The organism is Pseudomonas sp. GM102, from assembly GCF_000282555.1.
In the GTDB taxonomy this organism is placed as follows: domain Bacteria; phylum Pseudomonadota; class Gammaproteobacteria; order Pseudomonadales; family Pseudomonadaceae; genus Aquipseudomonas.
Genome location: NZ_AKJB01000051.1, coordinates 45,488 through 66,386 on the forward strand (window position 1 = coordinate 45,488; position 20,899 = coordinate 66,386).

21 protein-coding genes and 1 pseudogene are annotated in these 20,899 nt (G+C 60.0%); 11 read left to right on the top strand and 11 right to left on the bottom strand.

Annotated features, from left to right (window positions below; genetic code table 11):
• Positions 1-4 precede the first annotated feature (4 nt).
• Together PMI18_RS17975 and PMI18_RS17970 are read right to left on the bottom strand one after the other, a co-directional pair.
• Positions 5-427, bottom strand: a complete 423-nt coding sequence (locus tag PMI18_RS17975) for a phasin family protein (RefSeq protein ID WP_007899266.1) — start codon at positions 425-427, stop codon at positions 5-7.
• Positions 428-650: 223 nt separating this feature from the next.
• Positions 651-926, bottom strand: a complete 276-nt coding sequence (locus PMI18_RS17970) for a polyhydroxyalkanoic acid system family protein (protein ID WP_007899268.1) — start codon at positions 924-926, stop codon at positions 651-653.
• A 155-nt stretch (positions 927-1,081) separates the two neighbouring features.
• On the opposite strand from PMI18_RS17970, the gene ubiE reads away from it, so the two are divergent.
• From ubiE to PMI18_RS31880, 11 genes and pseudogenes are all read left to right on the top strand, one after another.
• Positions 1,082-1,852, top strand: a complete 771-nt coding sequence (gene ubiE, locus PMI18_RS17965) for a bifunctional demethylmenaquinone methyltransferase/2-methoxy-6-polyprenyl-1,4-benzoquinol methylase UbiE (RefSeq protein ID WP_007899271.1) — start codon at positions 1,082-1,084, stop codon at positions 1,850-1,852.
• A complete protein-coding gene (locus PMI18_RS17960; protein WP_007899273.1) occupies positions 1,852-2,475 on the top strand; it encodes a ubiquinone biosynthesis accessory factor UbiJ in 624 nt (207 codons plus the stop codon). The genes ubiE and PMI18_RS17960 overlap by 1 nt, the downstream gene beginning before the upstream one ends.
• A complete protein-coding gene (gene ubiB / locus PMI18_RS17955) occupies positions 2,472-4,076 on the top strand; it encodes a ubiquinone biosynthesis regulatory protein kinase UbiB (protein WP_007899275.1) in 1,605 nt (534 codons plus the stop codon). The genes PMI18_RS17960 and ubiB overlap by 4 nt, the downstream gene beginning before the upstream one ends.
• A 90-nt stretch (positions 4,077-4,166) precedes the next feature.
• Positions 4,167-4,568 (top strand): phosphoribosyl-AMP cyclohydrolase, encoded by a 402-nt coding sequence (gene hisI, locus PMI18_RS17950; RefSeq protein ID WP_007899278.1) that lies wholly within the window; start codon positions 4,167-4,169, stop codon positions 4,566-4,568.
• Positions 4,561-4,893, top strand: a complete 333-nt coding sequence (locus PMI18_RS17945; protein WP_007899279.1) for a phosphoribosyl-ATP diphosphatase — start codon at positions 4,561-4,563, stop codon at positions 4,891-4,893. The genes hisI and PMI18_RS17945 overlap by 8 nt, the downstream gene beginning before the upstream one ends.
• Positions 4,894-4,917: 24 nt before the next feature.
• Positions 4,918-5,196, top strand: a complete 279-nt coding sequence (locus PMI18_RS17940; protein WP_007899280.1) for a twin-arginine translocase TatA/TatE family subunit — start codon at positions 4,918-4,920, stop codon at positions 5,194-5,196.
• A gap of 10 nt (positions 5,197-5,206) precedes the next feature.
• Positions 5,207-5,647: a Sec-independent protein translocase protein TatB gene (tatB, locus tag PMI18_RS17935; protein ID WP_007899281.1), complete on the top strand. Its 441-nt coding sequence runs from the start codon at positions 5,207-5,209 to the stop codon at positions 5,645-5,647.
• Positions 5,644-6,438, top strand: coding sequence for a twin-arginine translocase subunit TatC (gene tatC, locus PMI18_RS17930; protein WP_007899282.1), 795 nt, complete (start codon positions 5,644-5,646; stop codon positions 6,436-6,438). Before tatB ends, tatC begins: the two co-directional genes overlap by 4 nt.
• On the top strand, positions 6,435-7,142 hold the full coding sequence (locus tag PMI18_RS17925; protein ID WP_007899283.1) for a 16S rRNA (uracil(1498)-N(3))-methyltransferase: 708 nt from the start codon (positions 6,435-6,437) through the stop codon (positions 7,140-7,142). Before tatC ends, PMI18_RS17925 begins: the two co-directional genes overlap by 4 nt.
• Positions 7,143-7,403: 261 nt before the next feature.
• Positions 7,404-8,462: pseudogene (locus PMI18_RS31875) on the top strand (methyl-accepting chemotaxis protein); the annotation flags it as partial.
• A gap of 144 nt (positions 8,463-8,606) precedes the next feature.
• Positions 8,607-9,320, top strand: coding sequence for a methyl-accepting chemotaxis protein (locus PMI18_RS31880; RefSeq protein WP_409999800.1), 714 nt, complete (start codon positions 8,607-8,609; stop codon positions 9,318-9,320).
• Positions 9,321-9,476: 156 nt separating this feature from the next.
• On the opposite strand, the gene PMI18_RS17915 is transcribed toward PMI18_RS31880, so the two are convergent.
• The 9 genes from PMI18_RS17915 to PMI18_RS17875 form a co-directional block, all read right to left on the bottom strand.
• On the bottom strand, positions 9,477-10,211 hold the full coding sequence (locus PMI18_RS17915; RefSeq protein WP_007899285.1) for an amino acid ABC transporter ATP-binding protein: 735 nt from the start codon (positions 10,209-10,211) through the stop codon (positions 9,477-9,479).
• Complete coding sequence (locus tag PMI18_RS17910) at positions 10,204-11,163, bottom strand: amino acid ABC transporter permease (protein ID WP_033036288.1); 960 nt, start codon at positions 11,161-11,163, stop codon at positions 10,204-10,206. The genes PMI18_RS17915 and PMI18_RS17910 overlap by 8 nt, the downstream gene beginning before the upstream one ends.
• Before the next feature lie 170 nt (positions 11,164-11,333).
• On the bottom strand, positions 11,334-12,131 hold the full coding sequence (locus tag PMI18_RS17905; protein WP_007899288.1) for a transporter substrate-binding domain-containing protein: 798 nt from the start codon (positions 12,129-12,131) through the stop codon (positions 11,334-11,336).
• A gap of 292 nt (positions 12,132-12,423) precedes the next feature.
• On the bottom strand, positions 12,424-14,994 hold the full coding sequence (gene mdoH, locus PMI18_RS17900) for a glucans biosynthesis glucosyltransferase MdoH (protein WP_007899291.1): 2,571 nt from the start codon (positions 14,992-14,994) through the stop codon (positions 12,424-12,426).
• On the bottom strand, positions 14,987-16,792 hold the full coding sequence (locus PMI18_RS17895; RefSeq protein ID WP_007899293.1) for a glucan biosynthesis protein G: 1,806 nt from the start codon (positions 16,790-16,792) through the stop codon (positions 14,987-14,989). The genes mdoH and PMI18_RS17895 overlap by 8 nt, the downstream gene beginning before the upstream one ends.
• 321 nt (positions 16,793-17,113) lie before the next feature.
• On the bottom strand, positions 17,114-17,551 hold the full coding sequence (gene dtd / locus PMI18_RS17890) for a D-aminoacyl-tRNA deacylase (RefSeq protein WP_007899295.1): 438 nt from the start codon (positions 17,549-17,551) through the stop codon (positions 17,114-17,116).
• Complete coding sequence (gene pip / locus PMI18_RS17885; protein ID WP_007899297.1) at positions 17,548-18,519, bottom strand: prolyl aminopeptidase; 972 nt, start codon at positions 18,517-18,519, stop codon at positions 17,548-17,550. Before pip ends, dtd begins: the two co-directional genes overlap by 4 nt.
• Before the next feature lie 115 nt (positions 18,520-18,634).
• Positions 18,635-19,555 carry an alpha/beta hydrolase gene (locus tag PMI18_RS17880; protein ID WP_007899303.1) on the bottom strand — a complete coding sequence of 307 codons (921 nt, stop codon included), beginning with the start codon at positions 19,553-19,555 and terminating at the stop codon, positions 18,635-18,637.
• A 207-nt stretch (positions 19,556-19,762) separates the two neighbouring features.
• The gene (locus PMI18_RS17875) at positions 19,763-20,710 is read right to left on the bottom strand and encodes a choline ABC transporter substrate-binding protein (RefSeq protein WP_033036292.1); all 948 of its coding nucleotides are present in this window, start codon (positions 20,708-20,710) and stop codon (positions 19,763-19,765) included.
• Positions 20,711-20,899: the final 189 nt, after the last annotated feature.

The window sequence follows — 20,899 nt, forward strand, 5'->3', positions numbered from 1 at the left end:
CTCCTTAAGATTTACGCGCGACACGTTCGAGCAATGCCGTCAGCTCATCGAGCTTAGCAGAGAGTGTCTCAACGTCATGTTTAGACGGAATGCCGATACGATTCAAGGCACTTGCGATACGTGTATCGAAAGCCCTTTCGACTTTGTCGAGTTGAAGTTCAACTTTGCCTTTGAAAGTGCTCACTTCACTCTTGGCTTCATCGATCTCGGCATTGGCCGCTTCAAGTTTTTCAGTGACTACTTTTTTGCCTTTCTTTTCAACAGCTTGACCAGCCTTGATCAGCTCTTGAACGTACTCGCTACCCTCTTGGCCGACCTTGGTGTAAGCACCCAGGCCAGCGAGCCAGATCTTGCGGGCATACGATTTGACGTCGCCCAGGGCGTTAGTCTCAACGTCGACTTTTTTCTTCAAAATAACTTTGGCCATGGTGCACCTCACGCGCAGAAGGGTCGAGGAACTGCCCGCAGAGAGTCGGGCTCAGGCACAAAGTAGTGAGAATAATTAGAAACGGCACCCTAACAAGTGACATGAATCGGTGGTGCCTTTTGGAAAAGATCGCAGCCTCGTTTCACTCGACAGCTCCTACAGAGGATGGCGGTGTTCACCTGTAGGAGCTGTCGAGTGAAACGAGGCTGCGATCTTTTCGGTATCACGCCAAGGCTTTATCCAGGGCCCTTTCGATTTCCGATTTGATGGTGCCGCTCATGGCAGACATCAACAGGCCCAGTTCGACATCGACCTTGATCGAGTCCTCCCCCACATACACCGCCCCTTTTACACCCGAGCGTCTCAAGTTCAGGGTGTCGCCGGACCACTGCGGCTCCAGGCCATATTGTTCGGACAGTTTCTGCGCCAACTTGTCGGCCTTCTCGCGGGCCGCTTCCTTACCCAGGCCGTGGGCACGCTCAACACTAATACGGGCCATCGAATGACTCCTGCTTTATCGTGACTTGCTCAAGACATCTTGACCCTGCATGCGTCAAAACGTCCCGGTAGTTGCCTATCTTACCTTCAGCCTTGCCAAGACAAAGCAGGCCACCGGGATTAGAATGTCCCGCATTCTCTTTTGGTGACAGCGATATGACTGATCAGCGCAAAGGCAGCGATGCCGAACCCACCACTCACTTCGGCTTCAAAAACGTTCCGGAAAGCCAGAAAGCGGAAAAAGTCGCTGAGGTTTTCCACTCGGTAGCCGCCAAGTATGACCTGATGAACGACCTCCTGTCGGGCGGCATGCACCGTCTGTGGAAGCGTTTCGCGATCGAGCTGTCGGGCGTGCGCACCGGTAATCGCGTGCTGGACATCGCCGGCGGCACGGGCGACCTGACCCGCAAGTTCTCGCATCTTGTGGGACCGACGGGTCAGGTCGTGTTGGCCGACATAAACGAATCCATGCTCAAGGTCGGTCGTGACCGCCTGCTGGATCTGGGTGTGTCCGGCAACGTCGAATTCGTCCAGGCCGATGCTGAAAAGCTGCCGTTCCCGGACAACCATTTCGATTGCGTGACCATCGCCTTCGGCCTGCGCAACGTGACGCATAAAGAAGAGGCCTTGCGCTCGATGTTGCGCGTGCTGAAACCGGGCGGCCGTTTGCTGGTGCTGGAATTCTCCAAACCGACCAACGCGCTGATGTCCAAAGCCTACGACGCCTACTCGTTCGCCTTCATGCCGTTGATGGGCAAGCTGATCACCAATGATTCGGAAAGCTATCGCTACCTGGCCGAATCGATCCGCATGCACCCGAACCAGGAAACCCTGAAGTCGATGATGGTCGAGGCCGGTTTCGACCGCGTGACCTATCACAACATGACCGCAGGCATCGTCGCCCTGCACCGCGGCATCAAGCCCTGATGTTGCTGGCCGGCCTGCTCGCCAGCGTTGAGCTCGGCCTGAACCGGGTGCTGCGTCTCGACAGCACGGCCCTGCCGCGGCTGGCGCATTTGAGTGGCAAGGTGATTGCCGTCGACTGCCGCAGCCCGGCGCTGCAAGTGTTCATCCTGCCCAGCGATGAAGGCCTGATGCTCGCCTCCCAGTGGGAAACCGGTGCCGACTGCACCTTGCGCGCACCGGCCTCAAGCCTGCTGAAACTGGCGACGAGCAAGGACAAGACTTCGATTCTGCATGCGCCAGAAGTCGAACTCGACGGCGACAGCGGCGTGCTGCTGGAACTGGCGGCGATCCTTCAGGACCTCGAACTGGACTGGGAGTACGAACTCTCACGCTGGCTGGGACCTGTGGCCACGCAACTGGTCGGTGGTCACCTGCGCAGTCGCGCACGCTGGTATCAGCAAGGGTTCGCCAGTCTGAACCAGAACCTGGGCGAATACCTGGCCGAAGAATCGCGCGCCCTCGTCGGTCAGCGCGAGGCTGACGCCCGTTTTAATGAACTGGACCAGATCAAGCTCGATCTGGAACGTCTCGAGGCGCGTTTCGAGCGCCTTTCCCGATCCCTCGACCCAAGCGATAACGCATGAAGCTGCTTGCCGTCCGCCGTTTGTTGCGCATCCAGCGCGTTGTGATTCGCTACCGCCTCGATGACCTGCTGTTCGCCCTGCCATTGCCTTGGTTTCTGCTGGCGCTGCGCTATGCCTTGCCGTGGCGCTGGTTTCCGCGCAAGACGCTGGACCTGAGCCGTGGCGCGCGACTGCGCCTGGCGTTGCAGGACCTGGGGCCGATTTTCATCAAGTTCGGTCAAATCCTGTCCACACGCCGCGACCTGCTGCCCGAAGACATCGCCGATGAACTGATGATGCTGCAGGACCGCGTGCCACCGTTCGACTCGCAAGTGTCGATCAGGCTGATCGAAGAGCAGCTTGGCAAAAAAATCAGTGAAGTCTTCAGCCGTTTCGACGTCGAACCGCTGGCCTCGGCTTCGGTGGCGCAAGTGCATGCCGCGCAGCTGAAAACCGGCGAAGAAGTCGTCGTCAAAGTGATCCGCCCGGGCCTGAAACCGATCATCGCGCAGGACCTGGCGTGGCTGTTCATCCTCGCCCGCGCCGCAGAAAAGCTCTCGGCCGACGCCCGCTTGCTGCACCCGGTGGACGTGGTCAGCGACTACGAAAAAACCATCTACGACGAACTCGACCTGCTGCGCGAGGCGGCTAACGCCAGCCAGCTGAAGCGCAATTTCGAAGGCTCGCCACTGCTCTATGTGCCGCAAGTCTATTGGGACTGGTGCCGGCCGAAAGTGCTGGTGATGGAGCGCATCTACGGGATTCAGGTCACCGACCTCGCGACCCTGGCCGACCAGCGCACCGACATGAAAATGCTCGCCGAGCGTGGCGTGGAGATTTTCTTCACCCAGGTGTTCCGCGACAGCTTCTTCCACGCCGACATGCACCCCGGCAACATCTTCGTCAGCACCGTGCAACCGTGGAGCCCGCAGTACATTGCGATCGACTGCGGCATCGTCGGCAGCCTGACCCCGGAAGACCAGGACTATCTGGCGCGCAACCTGTTCGCGTTCTTCAAGCGTGATTACCGGCGTGTCGCGCAGTTGCACATCGATTCGGGCTGGGTGCCGGCGGAAACCAAACTCAACGAATTCGAAGCAGCGATCCGTACCGTGTGCGAGCCGATCTTCGAAAAACCGTTAAAAGACATTTCCTTCGGCCAGGTGCTGATGCGCCTGTTCCAGACCGCTCGACGTTTCAACATGGAAGTCCAGCCGCAGTTGGTCTTGCTGCAAAAAACCCTGTTGAACATCGAAGGCCTGGGCCGTCAGCTGTACCCGGACCTCGATCTGTGGAACACCGCCCAGCCGTTCCTCGAACGCTGGATGCGCGAGCGCGTCAGCCCCAAAGCCTTGTTAGGCAACGTGCAGAGCCAGTTCGAGCAGATCCCGCACCTGGCCAACATGGCCCGCGACCTGCTCGAGCGCATGTCCCAGCCCCATGCCAACGACCCGCCGCCCCCTTGGCACAAGCGCAAGAACGACTGGTTCCTGCGGTTGCTCGGCACCGCTCACCTGGCGGGTGGCACGATACTCGCCGCCGGAGGCCCGTTGAACGAACTGGGGCACTGGCCCGCCGGGATCATGGTGGCGGTCGGCTTGTATCTGGTCGTTCGCCGATAGCCAGTTGGATGATCGGCTGGCACACTGTTTGAACGCTGAATTTGAACATTGGCCTCAACTATTGAAGTAGAGCCCGCGTCGGAGTCGAAGATGAAAAACTGGCTGGACGAGATCAAGTGGGACGCCGATGGCCTGGTGCCGGCGATTGCCCAGGATCACAAGACCGGACGCGTCCTGATGATGGCCTGGATGAACCGCGAAGCACTGGAATTGACCGCCGCCGAGAACCGTGCCATTTACTGGTCACGTTCCCGTGGCAAGCTATGGCGCAAGGGCGAAGAGTCCGGCCACGTGCAAACCCTGCATGAGATGCGCCTGGACTGCGACGCTGACGTGATCATCCTGATGGTTGAGCAGATCGGCGACATCGCCTGCCATACCGGCCGTCAGAGCTGCTTCTACCGCGTCTTCGAGAACGGCGACTGGAAAACAGTCGACCCGGTGCTTAAAGACCCGCACGCTATCTACTCGGCAGGACATACCCATGAGTGACACCCTGACCCGTCTGGCCCAGGTGCTGGAAGAGCGCAAAGGCGCCGCCGCCGACAGCTCGTATGTTGCCAGCCTGTACCACAAGGGCTTGAACAAGATTCTGGAAAAAGTCGGCGAAGAGTCGGTCGAAACCATCATTGCCGCCAAGGATGCCGCCATCAGCGGTGACTGCAGCGATGTGATCTACGAAACCGCCGATTTGTGGTTCCACAGCATGGTCATGCTCGCCCAGCTGGGGCAGCATCCACAGGCTGTGCTCGATGAACTGGACCGTCGCTTCGGTCTGTCCGGACACGCCGAGAAAGCCTCTCGCCCGTCCGCCTGAACAACTATTGGAGAGGAACGCAACATGGGCATTTTTGACTGGAAACACTGGGTCGTCATCCTGGTTGTCGTGGTGCTGGTGTTCGGCACCAAGAAGCTGAAAAACCTCGGCACTGACGTGGGCGAGTCGATCAAGGGCTTTCGTAAAGCCATGAACGACGACGAAAAACCGGCCGACCCGACAGCGACCCCGGCCCAACCGGTTCCACCTGTTCAGCCACAGACCACACAGTCCGTGAACCCGCCGCACACCATCGACGTGCAGGCGCAAAAAGTCGAAGAGCCGATCCGCAAAGACGTGTGAGCACAGACTAATGTTTGGTATCAGCTTCTCTGAACTGCTGCTCGTCGGCCTCGTCGCCCTGCTGGTGCTGGGTCCCGAGCGTCTGCCGGGTGCCGCGCGCACCGCCGGCCTGTGGGTCGGGCGGCTGAAGCGCAGCTTCAACGCGATCAAACAGGAAGTTGAACGTGAAATCGGTGCCGACGAGATTCGCCGGCAACTGCACAACGAGCACATTCTGTCCCTGGAGCAGGAGGCGCGGAAGATCTTCACGCCGACTCAACAGGAGCCGACGCCGGTGGAACCTGTAGCGACGCAGACGATTCATGCGCCAACCGCCGAGGTTATGCCGACTGAAACGGTGAAATTCGTTGAAACCGTACCGGTTGTTGCGCCTGTAGAGCCTGCTCCTCCCGTGGCTACGCCTGTTGCGCCAGCCCCTCATGACCCAACATTGCCACCGCGAGCCACATGAGCGATCTCCCCGAAAACGACCAGCATATGCCGCTGGTTTCGCACCTCACCGAGTTGCGCACTCGCCTGCTGCGTTGTGTCGTGGCGGTGTTCATCATTTTTGCCGGGCTGTTCGCCTTCACCCAGCAGATCTACACCTTCGTCTCCACGCCGCTGCGCCAGTACCTGCCGGCTGGCGCGACGATGATCGCCACCGACGTGTCGTCGCCGTTCCTGACGCCGCTGAAGCTGACGATGATGGTCTCGCTGTTCCTGGCGATCCCGGTGATCCTGCACCAGATCTGGGGCTTCATCGCGCCGGGCCTGTACAAACATGAGAAGCGCATCGCGGTGCCATTGCTGGTGTCCAGCATTCTGCTGTTCTACACCGGCATGGCCTTCGCCTATTTCCTGGTGTTCCCGCTAATCTTCAAGTTCTTCGCCGCCGCCACCCCGGCCGGCGTGGAAATGATGACTGACATCACCAGCTACCTCGATTTCGTCATGACGCTGTTCTTCGCCTTCGGCGTGGCGTTCGAGATTCCGGTAGCAGTGGTGCTGCTGGTGTGGATCGGCGTGGTCAACGTCGCCTACCTGAAGAAAATTCGCCCGTACGTGATCATCGGCTGCTTCGTGGTCGGCATGATCCTGACGCCGCCGGACATCTTCTCGCAGACGCTGCTGGCTGTTCCGATGTGGTTGCTGTTCGAAATCGGCATCCTGTTCGGCAGCCTGATCAGCAAGCGTGGCGAGCATCCGGACGACCAGCCGGCTGACGATCACAACGACCAGCCGCCAGCGACCCAAGCGTGAACCTGCTGCTTCTAGAAGAGGCCGACTTCATTGCGGCCGACCGAGCGATCCTGCGCGATCGCCGGTTGACCCACATGCAGGAAGTCCATCGCTCGGTGGTTGGCGACAGCCTGCGGGTCGGGCGTATCGGTGGCTTGATGGGCTCGGCCGAGTTACTGCGCCTGGACGCCGATGAGGCCGAGTTGCGCGTCACCCTCGACCAGCCGCCACCGGCCAAGCTGCCACTGACTTTGGTGCTGGCGCTGCCGCGACCGAAAATGCTCCGCCGAGTGTTTCAGACCGTGGCCGCCATGGGTGTGCCGCGCATCGTGCTGGTGAACAGCTATCGCGTCGAGAAGAGCTTCTGGCAAACCCCGTTCCTGGAACCCGAGGCGATTCGCGAGCAGTTGATCCTGGGCCTTGAACAGGCGCGGGACAGCGTGTTGCCGGAGATCGTCATCGAGAAGCGCTTCAAGCCTTTTGTCGAAGACCGTCTACCGGCCATTACCGAAGGCACCCTCGGGCTGGTCGGCCATCCCGGTAACTACCCGCCCTGCCCTCGTGGCCTGGACGAACCCGTGACTTTGGCCATCGGCCCCGAAGGCGGCTGGATTCCCTACGAAATCGACTTGCTGGCCAAGGCCGGCCTGCAACCGGTGCAACTTGGCGACCGCATCCTGCGAGTCGAAACCGCCGTCACCGCGCTGCTCTCGCGCCTGTTCTAACGTCAAACACCCTACCTGTGGCGACGGGGCAACCTGTAGGAGCGAGGCTTGCCCGCGAAGAACGATGACGCGTCATGCCTGAAAAACCGCGGTGCATTCTTCGCGGGCAAGCCTCGCTCCTACAGGATATTCGTCGCTCAAATTTCTTAACATTAGGGCAAACCCCCTCGCCGCCCGAGCATTGCGCCGCGCCTACAGAATCTCGTCTGCCGGCCGATACAGTCTCCATAAAACCGATTAATGGTCCGAGGGAGTAGCAGCATGTACCGATGGCTGGCCGAGAAACTGGGAAATGTAAGCGTCAATCGCAAACTGGGTGTCGGCTTCGGTCTGGTGCTGCTCCTGACCTTGTTGATCACCTTCACCGGCTGGACCGGTCTGAGCGGTGTGATCAGCCGTGGCGATACGCTTGGGTTTATTTCCAGCCTCAATGAGTTGACCAAAGACCTGCGCCTTGCCCGCCTGGATTACGAAATGCGCCGTGGCGAACAAGGCCCGGGCGCCGTCAACGAACTGATCGGCCAACTTGATACCGGCCTGAAAACCGCCCGTACGCTGATCGAACAGCCTGCCGACGTGGCCATGATCGACCAGCAATTGGCCGCGGTCAGCGAGTACAAACGCGCCTTCGCTGATATGACTCAGGCCACCGCCACCCGTGAAGATGCTCGCAGCAAACTGGGCGCCACCGCCGATAACGCCGTGGCCCGGGTCGCTGAAGTCGAAAAATCCCTGCTGCAAGGGGACAGCGTCGCTCAGTTCAACAGCGTGATCGACCTGAGCAAACTGATCCAGCAAGCGCGTTTCCAGGTCCGCGGTTACACCTACAGCGGCAAGCCCGAGGCTGAGCAGCCGGCGCTGGACGCCATCGGCAACGCCCTGAAATACCTCGAAAACCTGCCGTCTCAACTGCCGGAACAACACATCGCCAACCTGCAACAAGCGACCGACTCGCTCAAAGCTTATCGCGCGGCCGTCAGCCAATTCCGCGACTCCCAGGTCGCCAGCGCTGCCGCCCTCAAACGCATGAGCGCGCAAGGCGACATCCTGTTAGACACCAGCAAAAAGCTCACCGTCTCGCAAACTGTCGTACGTGACACCGACACAGCGCATGCCAAAAACTTGCTGCTGATGGCTACGGTCCTGGCATCGGCCTTTGGTTTGTTCGCGGCCTGGGCCATCACTCGCCAGATCGTCATCCCCCTGAGCCAGACCCTCAAAGTGGCCGAGCGTGTCGCCGCGGGCGACCTGACTCACAATCTCATCTCCGAACGTCAGGACGAACTGGGTCAGCTACAGCGCGCCATGCAGAGCATGACCCTGGGCCTGCGAGAATTGATCGGTGGCATCAGCGATGGCGTGACCCAAATCGCCAGCGCCGCTGAAGAGCTGTCCGCCGTCACCGAGCAGACCAGCGCCGGGGTCAACAGCCAGAAGGTCGAGACCGATCAGGTGGCCACCGCCATGCACGAAATGACTGCCACCGTGCAGGAAGTCGCGCGCAACGCCGAAGAAGCGTCCGAAGCCGCCGTTGCCGCCGACCAGCAGGCCCGCGAGGGTGACAAGGTGGTTGGCGAAGCCATCGCCCAGATCGAACGCCTGGCGACCGAAGTCGGTAACTCCACCGAAGCCATGGGGCATCTGAAACGCGAAAGCGACAAGATCGGCAGCGTGCTCGACGTGATCAAGTCCGTGGCCCAGCAAACCAACCTGCTGGCGCTCAACGCCGCCATCGAAGCCGCCCGCGCCGGTGAAGCCGGGCGCGGTTTTGCGGTGGTCGCTGACGAAGTCCGCAGCCTGGCCCAGCGCACCCAGAAGTCCACCGAAGAAATCGAAGAGTTGATCGTCGGCCTGCAAACCGGCACTCAGCAAGTCGCGACCATCATGGACAACAGCCGCAGCCTGACCGACAGCAGCGTCGAACTGACCCGCCGCGCCGGCAGCTCGCTGGAAAGCATCACCCGCACCGTGTCGGCAATCCAGTCGATGAACCAGCAGATCGCCGCCGCTGCCGAGCAACAGAGCGCGGTGGCCGAAGAGATCAACCGCAGCGTACTGAACGTGCGTGATGTGTCCGAGCAGACCTCGGCCGCCAGCGAAGAAACCGCGGCCTCCAGCGTCGAGCTGGCGCGGTTGGGGACGCATTTGCAGATGCTGGTGGGGCGGTTCAAGGTTTAAGGCGATTCAATGACCTCAGTCGCTTGGGACCGAGGTGATGCCATCGCGGGCAAGCCCGCTCCCACAAGGATCTCTGTTGTTCACAGGTAATGTGTTCAACACGCTACTCCTGTGGGAGCGGGCTTGCCCGCGATGGCGGTAGTAAGGTCGCCGCCGTCAGAGAACCTGCCGCAAAAATGCCTGCGCCCGCGGATCCTTCGGCGCATCGAAGAATTCGGCCGGTGAGGCGTCTTCCAGCAGTTTGCCGTGATCGAAGAACAGCACCCGATCCGCCACTTCCCGAGCGAAGCCCATTTCATGGGTGACGCAGACCATGGTCATGCCTTCCACGGCCAGGGTTTTCATCACATCCAGCACTTCACCGACCATTTCCGGGTCGAGCGCCGAAGTCGGCTCATCGAACAGCATGACCTTCGGCTCCATCGCCAATGCCCGGGCGATAGCCACACGCTGTTGCTGACCACCGGACAGGCGTGACGGAAATTCGTTGGCCTTCTGCGCGATACCGACCTTTTCCAACAACGCCAGCGCCTTGGCCTCGCGCTCCTTCTTGCCACGCTTGCGCACGACTTTCTGCGCCAGGCAGAGGTTTTCCAGCACGGTCATGTGCGGGAACAGGTTGAAATGCTGGAACACCATGCCGACTTCGCGGCGATAGGCGTTGACGTCGGTTTTCGGGTCGGCCAATTGCAAACCGTCAATGCTCACCGAGCCCGAGTCGAACTCTTCCAGGCCATTCAGGCAACGGAGGAAGGTCGACTTGCCGGAACCGGACGGGCCGATCACCACCAGCACTTCGCCCTTGGCCACCTGGGTGGTGACGTTATCCACCGCGCGAACCACTTGGCCACGGGTGTCGAAGACTTTTACCAGGTCGCGGACTTCAATCACTTTGCGCGAGCCTCCGCTCAAGCCGGCTGGCGATTTTCGACAGCGGCAGGTTGATCAACAGGTACAGCCCGGCCACGCAGAACAGGATTTCGAACGGCGAGAACGAGGTGGTGATAACTTCACGACCGCTTTTCAGCAGCTCGGTAATCGCAATCACCGACACCAGTGAGGTGTCCTTGACCAGACTGATGAATTGCCCGGCCAGCGGCGGCAGAACGCGTTTGAACGCTTGCGGCAGCACCACGTGGCGCATCGACTGGCCGGCACTCAGACCCAGCGAACGTGCGGCTTCGTTCTGGCCGCGTGCAATCGATTGCACGCCGGAACGGATGATCTCCGCCACATAGGCACCGGTGAACAGCGACAGCGCGGCGATCCCGGCGAACTCCCGGGAGAGGTTCATCACGGTGCCGATGAAGAAGTAGAAAATGAAAATCTGTACCAGCAGCGGCGTACCGCGCACCAGTTCGACGTAGATCGTCGAGAGGTCACGAAGGGTCGGGTTGTTCGACAGACGGCAGAGGCCGGTGACAAGGCCGATCAGCAGGCCAAGCACACCAGACACCATGGACAACCACAAGGTGGTCCAGAGCCCCCACATCAGTGGTCCTGCGGCCCAATGGCGAGTTACACCAATCACGTCGCCTTCGGCCACATCATCGCCTTGAGCGACTTGCAGGCTGTTGTCGTCGACCGTCAGGTGCTGCTCGTCCCCGGCATCATTGCGCAGGGTGACTTCGGCTTTATCGCCCTTGTGCACCAGTTCGCTGACAGTGGATATGTCTGCCGCACGCTGGGATTCTTCGGCGTGGTAGGCGAAGTACTGCGGCACGCGATTCCAGCGCCATTCGTAGGACATCAGCGAGGTGGCGTAATACAACGCGCCAGCCAGGCCGATCAGCACCAGCACGGTCAACACGTGCCACGGCCATTGGGCTTTTTTATGTTTCATTGCAAGTTCCGGGATTTGTATTGCCTGGGAGGCCGTCATCGCGGGCAAGCCCGCTCCCACAGTTGATCTGACTGAACACAACTTTTGTGTTCGGCGCCTACCCTGTGGGAGCGGGCTTGCCCGCGATTGGGGGCGACGCGGTTTATCTGACCGGCCGCCAACAGTCAGCCTTACTCCATATCCTTAAGCCAAGCGGTGTCTTTGAACCACTTGTCATGGATGCGATCGTAGGTGCCGTCTTCGTGGATCTGGTGCAGGAAGTTGTTGATGAAGTTGATGCTGTCGTAATCACCCTTCTTCAGGCCGAAAGCCAGCGGCTCGTAGGTGAACGGCTTGTCGAGGAACACCAGTTTGCCGTTACCGACCTTGTTCACCGCCACAACGTTGTAAGGCGCGTCGTAGATGAAGGCGTCGGCCTTGCCGTTGACCACGTCGAGCACCGCTTCCTGCTCGTTGTCGTAGCCGTGGTACTTGGCTTTGGAAATGAGTTTTTTGGCGACCATCTCGCCGGTGGTGCCGAGCTTGGAGGTGATGCGGTAATCGGCGGTATTCAAGTCTTTATAGGACTTGATGGTGCCTTCCAGCTCTTTGCGGATCAGCAGCGTCTGGCCGACCACGATGAAAGGTTCGCTGAAGTTCAGGCGCAGGTTGCGCTCCTGGGTCAGGGTCATACCGCTGCCGATCATGTCGAACTTGTCGGTCAGCAGGGCCGGGATGATGCCATCGTAGCCGGTGGACACCAGCTCCAGCTTGACGCCCATGGCTTTGGTCATGGCTTTGAGGATGTCGACTTCGAAGCCGATGATCTCGCCGCGCTTGTTGGTCATTTCGAACGGCATGTAGGTCGGGTCCATGCCGACCTTCAGCGTGCCGCGCTTGACCGCGTCATCGATGGCACCGGCCTGCGCCGCGTTGACTGCAACCAATGCCGTGACGCCGACCAGCAGCATCGAGAGATACTTCTTCATCATCAAGTCCCCAAAACCATCGCGTTGTGAGGCACGCAAACTGCCGGTTTCCCTTTAGAAACCGGCAGATACGAACAGAAAGTTGTCCGGGCGCCCAATTCGGGGACGGATGCTAACGCACTCGTTCGTTTGCACAAGGGGTTGAGCGGGATTTGTTTGATCGTCCCCACGCTCTGCGGGGAATGCAGCCGGGGACGCTCCGCGTCCCGAGAGCGGACGCAGGGCGTCGAATGAGGCATTCCCACGCAGATCATCAGCACAAAAAAAAACCCCGCTTTCGCGGGGTTTTTCGTTATGCCAACTGAGGCTGCACGCTCACAGGCTTGAGCGGCAACAGCGGCGCATGGGGATCGGCATCCACCGATGTGCGCCAGGCTTGCAACCACTCGGCATGGCCTTCGCTCCAGACCTGCTCATGCAGGCGACCCAGCGCCACCGGATCGCTCAGCAGGGCCACGCGCTCCTCGTTGGCCAGCCCGGCAGGCCCGACCTTCATCGCATGGCGAACCCGCTCGATACGCAGCCATTCGATTGGCTCGGCCTGACGGTGACGGGATGTCGCCAGCGCGCACGCCAAGGCGTTCTGCTGTGGATCGACCACTGCCCGGACGAAGCCGTCGTTCAGCGCATGCCAACGGTTTTCGTGGGTGTACTGGTCGGTTGCCAGCAACGCCTGTGGCGGATTGTATTCCTCAGGGATCAGGAACAGGCTTTCGTCCCGGGACTTGAGACCCAGGCCGACACGGCTGGAGATCACCGATACCGGGATCGACAGCATCAGCGAACCGACAATTGGCACCAGCCACCAGAGGAAGCTCGGGTTCAGCCAGATCACCAACAGTGCCCAGAAGAAGCCCAGCAAGGTTTGCGGACCGTGGCGTTTGACCGCTTCGCTCCATGGCGTCGAATCATCGTCACGTTGTGGTGAGTTCCAGGTCGCGGCCCAGCCGAGGAACGCGGCGAGTACGAAACGGGTGTGGAAGATCATCCGCACCGGGGCCAGCAGCATGGAGAACAACATCTCCAGCAGCATCGACAGCGTCACCTTGAACTTGCCACCGAACTCTTTCGCGCCCTTGGCCCAGATCAGGATGATGCTCAGCAACTTCGGCAGGAACAGCAGCACGATGGTCGTCGAGAACAACGCAATTGCCTTGTCCGGCTGCCATTGTGGCCACAGTGGATAGAGCTGGCGCGGTTCCAGGAAGTATTGCGGCTCCATCAACGTGTTGACCGCCAGCAAGGCCGTCGACAACACCAGGAACAAGAACCACAACGGCGCAGACAGGTACGACATCACGCCGGTGAGGAACACCGCACGGTGCACCGGGTGCATGCCTTTTACCAGGAACAGCCGGAAGTTCATCAGGTTACCGTGGCACCAGCGACGGTCACGCTTGAGTTCGTCCAGCAGGTTCGGCGGTAGTTCTTCGTAGCTGCCCGGCAAGTCGTAGGCAATCCACACGCCCCAGCCGGCACGGCGCATCAGCGCAGCTTCGACGAAGTCGTGGGACAGAATCGCACCGGCAAATGCGCCTTTACCGGGCAACGGCGCCAGGGCGCAGTGCTCGATGAACGGCTTCATACGGATAATCGCGTTGTGACCCCAGTAGTGGGATTCGCCCAACTGCCAGAAGTGCAGACCGGCAGTGAACAGCGGACCGTACACACGCGTGGCGAACTGCTGCATACGCGCATAAAGGGTGTCCATGCCCGACGCACGCGGCGCGGTCTGGATGATCCCGGCGTCCGGCGTGGCTTCCATCAGGCGCACCAGACTGCTCAGGCATTCGCCGCTCATCACGCTGTCGGCGTCGAGCACGACCATGTACTTGTAGTCACCGCCCCAACGACGGCAGAAATCGTCGAGGTTGCCGCTTTTACGTTTTACGCGGCGGCGACGGCGACGATAGAAGATTTTGCCGAAGCCCTTGGCTTCACGGCAGACATCCAGCCAGGCCTGTTGCTCGGCAACGCAGATATCGGCGTCGTTACTGTCGCTGAGTACGAAAAAGTCGAAGCGATCCAGGTTACCCGAGGCCGCCACCGATTCGAAGGTCGCCCGCAAACCGGCGAACACCCGCGGCACGTCTTCGTTGCAGATCGGCATCACCAGTGCGGTGCGTGCGTCCTTGGCGATCGGCTCATCGCCGGCACTGGCACCGGAAATGCGGTACTTGTCGCGGCCGGTGATCAACTCGAGGAAGCCCATCAGCGCAGTCCAGAAACCGGCCGAAACCCAGCAGAACAGAATCCCGAACATAATCAGAATGCTGGTTTGCAAGGCATATGGCAGCACTTGCGTGGCGGTTTGGCTCAGAGGTTGATGCAGGACCTCTTCAAGATCGACGAACGACCAGCCCTGGTACGGCATGATGCCTTTCATGTACCAGCCAGCGACGATCGTCTGACCGAGCATCAGCACCAGAAGGATGTAGCGGCGGATCGAACCGACGGTGCGCCAGCGAGCTGCCGGCAGCACGTTCTCATCTTTCGGCGGTGCTGGCGGATTGGTGCGACCGGTCAGCCGACGCCAGCCACGCACCAGAATATTGGTGCGCCACGGCTCCGGCACGACTTTGGTCCGACGGATCGGTGGGGTTGCCTTCAGGCAAACCCGGCCACTGGCGTCGAGCACCAGCATTTCCGCGTCCGCCAGTTCTTCGGCGGAGTTCAGGGTCAGGCGCCGGCCGACCGAGGCTTGAGCAGCCTCGGTCGGCGCGTCGAACGTCGAGGACGACAGACGTTCGTGCAGTTCACTGAAAGACTTGCAGCCCGCGAGTTCCGCGCGCTGCTCGTCGCTCATCGGCAAATGCGCCAGGTACTCGGCAAGCGTTTGTGGCTGTACGTGTGAATTACTCATCGGCGGGCAACTGATAGCTCCAGGTCTCGGTCAGGACTTGTTCAGTCGGTGCCGATTCCGTTGTGGCTGGGGCCGCTTCGGCAGCGACAGGCTGCTTGGCGTCTTTGTTGTCCTTGTCCTTGGTGTCCTTGACTTGCTGGGCTTGTGCTTCAGCCTGCTTGGCTTCCTTGTCCTTCTTCTCTTGCTGTCGGGCGGCGATCTTGTCGGCCTTGGCAACGGAAGAACTGGACGCTGGTGCCGTGGTCTTGAGTGCCTCGGCAGGCGTGATGGTCTTGACCAGCGCAGCGCGCATTTCGGTGGCCTTGCCCGGATCCTTGATCTTCATCCGCAAAGTCAGGCGCCAGCCCTTGGTTTCAGGGTTGTAGCGGACGCTGTTCTCGACCAGTTCTGCGTTGTCGCCAACGCTCACCTGGCTGCGCACTTCAGCATCTTCCGGCAGCACTTGCAGGGACGGGCCCTGGAAATCCACCAGATAGGCCACGCTGCCGTCCGGCTGACGAATCAGGTTCGACTGCTTGACGTCACCCGTGGAACGCAGGGTCTGTTGAACCCAGGCGCTGTCCGGCGAATGCAGGGAGGCTTCGTCGAGAGTCCAGTGCATGCGGTAGGCAACGTCCAGGGACTGGCCAGGCTCAGGCAGTTTTTCCGGACTCCAGAAAGCGACGATATTGTCGTTGGTTTCGTCGGCCGTAGGAATCTCTACCAGATCGACGGAGCCTTTGCCCCAATCGCCTTTCGGTTCGATCCAGGCACTTGGGCGCTTGTCGTAGCGGTCATCGAGGTCTTCGTAGTGACTGAAGTCACGGCCACGTTGCAGCAAGCCGAAACCGCGCGGGTTCTCGATCGAGAAGTTGCTCACCGCCAGGTGTTTCGGATTGTTCAGTGGGCGCCAGATCCATTCGCCGTTGCCGGCATGGATCGACAGGCCGCTGGAATCGTGCAGCTCGCGACGGTAGTTCAGCACTTTCGACGGCTGGTTGGCGCCGAACAGGAACATGCTGGTCAGCGGCGCAACGCCGAGCTTGGTGACCTTGTCACGCAGGAACATCTTGGCCTTGACGTCGACGACCGTGTCGCTGCCCGGACGCACGGTCAGGCGATAGGCACCGGTGGCACGCGGCGAATCCAGCAGGGCGAAGATCACCAGGTGCTTGTCGCCCGGTTTGGGCTGTTGAATCCAGAACTCGGTGAAGCGCGGGAACTCTTCGCCGGATGGCAACGCGGTATCAATGGCCATGCCGCGAGCGGACAGCCCGTAGGTTTGCCCCTTGCCGATGACGCGGAAATAACTCGCGCCGAGCATGGTCATGATTTCGTCTTGCTTGTCGGCCTTGTTGATCGGGTACAGCACACGGAAACCGGCATAACCCAGCTGTTCGGTGGCTTTAGGATCGAACTTCACGTCGCCGAAATCGAAACGACTTGGGTCGTATTTGATCTCTTCGACGGTGTTGGCCGTGATTTCGTTGATTTTCACCGGCGTATCGAAGTGCATACCCTGGTGATAGAACGACAGCTTGAATGGGGTTTTCTGGTTCGCCCATTCGGCCTTTTCAGTGAGGAACCGAATTTTTTGATAGTCCGCGAATTTCATCTCGCGAAATTCATTCGGCAGGTTACTGCGCGGGGCTTCGTATTTTTGCCCGGCCAGCTCTTTTGCCTTGACCGATACGTCATCCAGATTGAATGCCCAAAGTTGGCCGGCGCTGAACAGGCAGAGCAGTGCAGAGCCTGCTACCAGAGCGCTTCGAAACCGTTTGGCAGACAATTTTGGTGCATTACAGGGACTAACAATCACGAGCAACCCTCGCCGAAAACAGATCAAAAAACCAACGGCCAGTTAAAGTGCCAGCACGGTGTGCGGTGGAAAAAAACCGACCCTGCGAACGACTCTTGCCAAGTTGGCGAGCATTGTTCCGACTCCTATGGGGCAAAATGATTCCCCAACAGGTCCCGGACAAGTCTCTACCTAAGTCAAAACGGACCAACGAACGCTGATCCCCGTAGCGCGCGATTATCTAGTAGGCCGCGTTACAACGCATCAGGGGGAACCAAGTATTTATCGGGAAAAGCTCCCGTTTTCAGTCGAAATGCACTTAAAAAGATGTTTCAAGCGCTTTCACGTCTGTAACAGGAAGGTTACCGGGCCATCATTGACCAGGTGCACCTGCATATCCGCGCCGAATCTACCTGATGCCACAGTGCCATGCACCTGTTTCGCTTTGCCCAATAGATAGTCGAACAACTCTTCGCCCAAAGCCGGAGGAGCCGCAGTCGAAAAACTGGGGCGCAACCCGTTTTTGGTGTCGGCGGCCAGGGTGAACTGTGAGACCAACAGCAACCCACCGCCTACGTCCGCCAAGGACAGATTCATCTTGCCCTCGGCGTCGCTGAATACTCGATAGTTAAGCAGTTTATGCAGAAGTTTGTCGGCGCTGGCCCGCGTATCGTCGGGCTCGACCGCCACCAGCACCAGCAAGCCCTGATCTATCGCCCCAACCACCTCTCCCGCAACTTCGACTCGCGCGCCACGCACGCGTTGCAGCAAGCCCTTCATGCTTCGTCAGGCGACAAGTTGAGCATACGGCGGGCCATCAGATCAGCGGCGCGTACCAAGGCATCGGTGATACCCGATTCGGACGCCGCATGGCCGGCGTCGCGAATCACCTGCAATTCGCTGTTCGGCCAGGCCTGATGCAGTTCCCAGGCGTTGTCCAGCGGACAGATCACGTCGTAACGACCATGGACGATGACGCCGGGCAGGTGGGCGATCTTGTCCATGTCTCGAATCAGTTGGTTCGGCTCGAGGAAAGCATTGTTGGTGAAGTAGTGGCACTCGATACGGGCGATGGACAACGCACGCTGAGGCTCGGAGAAGCGGTCGACCACCAGCGGATTCGGCCGCAAGGTGGCGGTGCGGCCTTCCCACATGGACCAGGCCTTGGCCGCGTGCATCTGGGCGATCTGATCGTTGCCGACCAGGCGTTTGTGGAACGCCGAGAGCAAGTCGTGGCGTTCATCCTGCGGGATCGGCGCGATGTAGTCCTGCCAGTAATCGGGAAACAGGCGACTGGCGCCACACTGGTAGAACCACTCGATTTCCTGGGGACGACAGAGAAAAATCCCGCGCAGAATCAAACCGAGCACGCGTTCCGGATGGGTTTGCGCGTAGGCCAGGGCCAGGGTCGAACCCCAGGAGCCGCCGAACAGCAACCATTTGTCGATGCCCAGGTGCTTGCGAATCCGCTCGAGGTCGGCGACCAGATCCCAGGTGGTGTTGTTTTCCAGGCTGGCGTGGGGCGTGGAGCGACCGCAACCACGCTGGTCGAAGGTGACAATGCGATACAGGTTCGGATCGAAATACCGACGGCTCTGGGCATCACACCCGGCGCCAGGGCCGCCGTGGATGAACACCACCGGCAAACCTTCTGGCGAACCGCTTTCGTCGACATACAGCGTGTGGGTTTTATCGACGGCCAGATCGTGCCGGGCGTGGGGTTTGATCTGCGGGTACAAAGTCTGCATTGCGCGCTCCGTAAGGGGTCGAGGTCATCCCTGGGGGGACTTCTATTATTCTGCCGTCCGGCATCATAAACCCGAATTACTTCAATGAGCATGCCCCTTGCAGCGTCAGCGTTTGTCAGCCCGTCGTCTCAGCCAGATAGCCGAGCAGGGTTTCATAGAGTCGGTCGACTTCGGCGACCTGCCCCCGCGCCCGCAAACAGCCGTGAACCAGTCCTTCCCCATAATAAAGCGTTGCGCTCACGCCGGCGGCGTTGAGTCGCTCGGCGTAAAGCACGCCGTCATCGCGCAGTGGGTCGAACTGCGCCGCGGCAATCAACGCCGGTGGCAGACCGCTGAAATCGTCGGCGAGCAAGGGCATCGCATAGGCACCCGGTTGTCGGGCTCTGCCTAAATACAACGCGTGATAACAATCCAGATCGCTGCTGCTGAGCAATGGCGCATCGGCGCATTCGCTGCGCGACGGCAATCGGTGATCACCGCCCAGGCCCGGATAGATCAGAACCTGCGCGCATGGCATTGGCTCACCGGCATCGCGCAAAGCAAGGCACAACGCGGCAGCGAGATTGCCACCAGCGCTGTCGCCTGCCACCAGGGTCCGCGCTGGGTCGAGCCGAAACGGTCCTGTGCGCAACGCGCGCCAGACACTCAGACAGTCATCGAACGCCGCCGGAAACGGATGCTCCGGCGCCAGCCGATAATCGACGGCGATCACCAACACGCCGAGCGCTGATGCCAACTCGGCACAGATGAAGGCGTGAGAATCCAGATCCCCCACCACCCAACCGCCGCCGTGCAGGTACACAATGCACGGCCAACCGCTGGTCGTTGGTTTGACCGACGGTTGCCAGGCGCGCACCGCCACTCCAGCCAATTCGAAATCGATCACCTCAAGCCCCGCGGGACGGGGCGGGGTAAACGCCTGGCACATCTCGCTGTAGGCCTGACGCAAACCGGTGAGACTGCTGTCGGTGCTGTTGAAGCTGAGGGTTTTCTCGACGAAAGCCGCCATGTGTTCAGAGAGAGGGTAAAAAGCCATGAGCCTGCAGCCAGTCAGTCAACGGTTAGGGATTGGAACTCAGTTCTGTGGCGAGGGAGCTTGCTCCCGCTGGGCTGCGTAGCAGCCCCCAAACCACTCAACCCAGTTTTATTAGATACGCCCGACCAGCCGGGTTTACGACGGCTGTGCCGCCGAACGGGAGCAAGCTCCCTCGCCACAGACAGCGTACTTTCCGAAAAATGGTGATCAGTTCTTCAAACTGGCCTGAACGGTTGCCACACCCTCCTTGCCATCAACACTGCTGACACCCGCCAGCCAGCGCTGAAGATCTTCGGGATGATCACGCAGCCACTGTTTGGCAACATCCTGCGGTGTCTTGCGCTCCATGATCGGCACCATCAACTGACTTTCCTGAGCCGCGGTAAAGGTCAGGTTTTCCAGCAGGCGGTTCACGTTCGGGCAACGCTCGGCATAGTCCGGCGCGGTCACGGTGGAAACGGTCGCTGCTCCCTCGTTCGGGCCGTAGACGTCTTCGCTGCCGGTCAGGTAAGCGATGTTCATGTTGATGTTCATCGGATGCGGGGTCCAGCCGACGAACACCACAAACTCCTTGCGATTGACCGCCCGCTGAACGGCGGCAAGCATGCCGGCCTCACCGGACTCGATCAGTTTGAAGTCCTTCAAGCCAAATTGATTGGTCTCGATCATGGTTTTTATCGTGGTGTTGGCACCGCTGCCCGGCTCGATGCCGTAGATCTTGGCGCCGAGCTGATCCTTGAATCTGGCGATGTCGGCGAACGTTTTCAGGCCGGCAGCCGCAACATAGTCAGGCACGGCAAGGGTCGCCTGGGCATCCGAGAGGCTCGGTTTGTCCATGACCTTCACTTGATTGGCGGCCACGAACGGCGCGATGTTTTTATCCATCGCCGGTTTCCAGTAACCGAGGAAGATATCGAGGCGTTTGTCGCGGATGCCGGCGAAGATGATTTGCTGCACGGCACTGGTTTGTTTGCTTTCGTAGCCGAGGCCGTTGAGCAATACGTCAGCCATGCCGCTGGTGGCGATGACGTCGGTCCAGTTGACCACGCCCATGCGTACGGTCTTGCAGGAAGCGGGGTCGTTGGCGAAAACGCTGGTGCTCAGAAGAGCAGTGCCACAGAGGATTGAGAGACAGCGGGTGAACAAACCTTTGATGCTTGTCATAGGGAGCTTTCTCGCGCGGCAGATTATTGTCAGGGGTCGGTGTCTTCGTGCACCGTGCCCAGAACATTACGCAGCGTCGAGAGGCTGAAAGCGAACTGTAGCGACCGAGATTTGCACGGTGGCGACTGTCCTGATGCGTTATCAAGGCGAACACCAATCTGTGGCGAGGGAGTCCCCGCA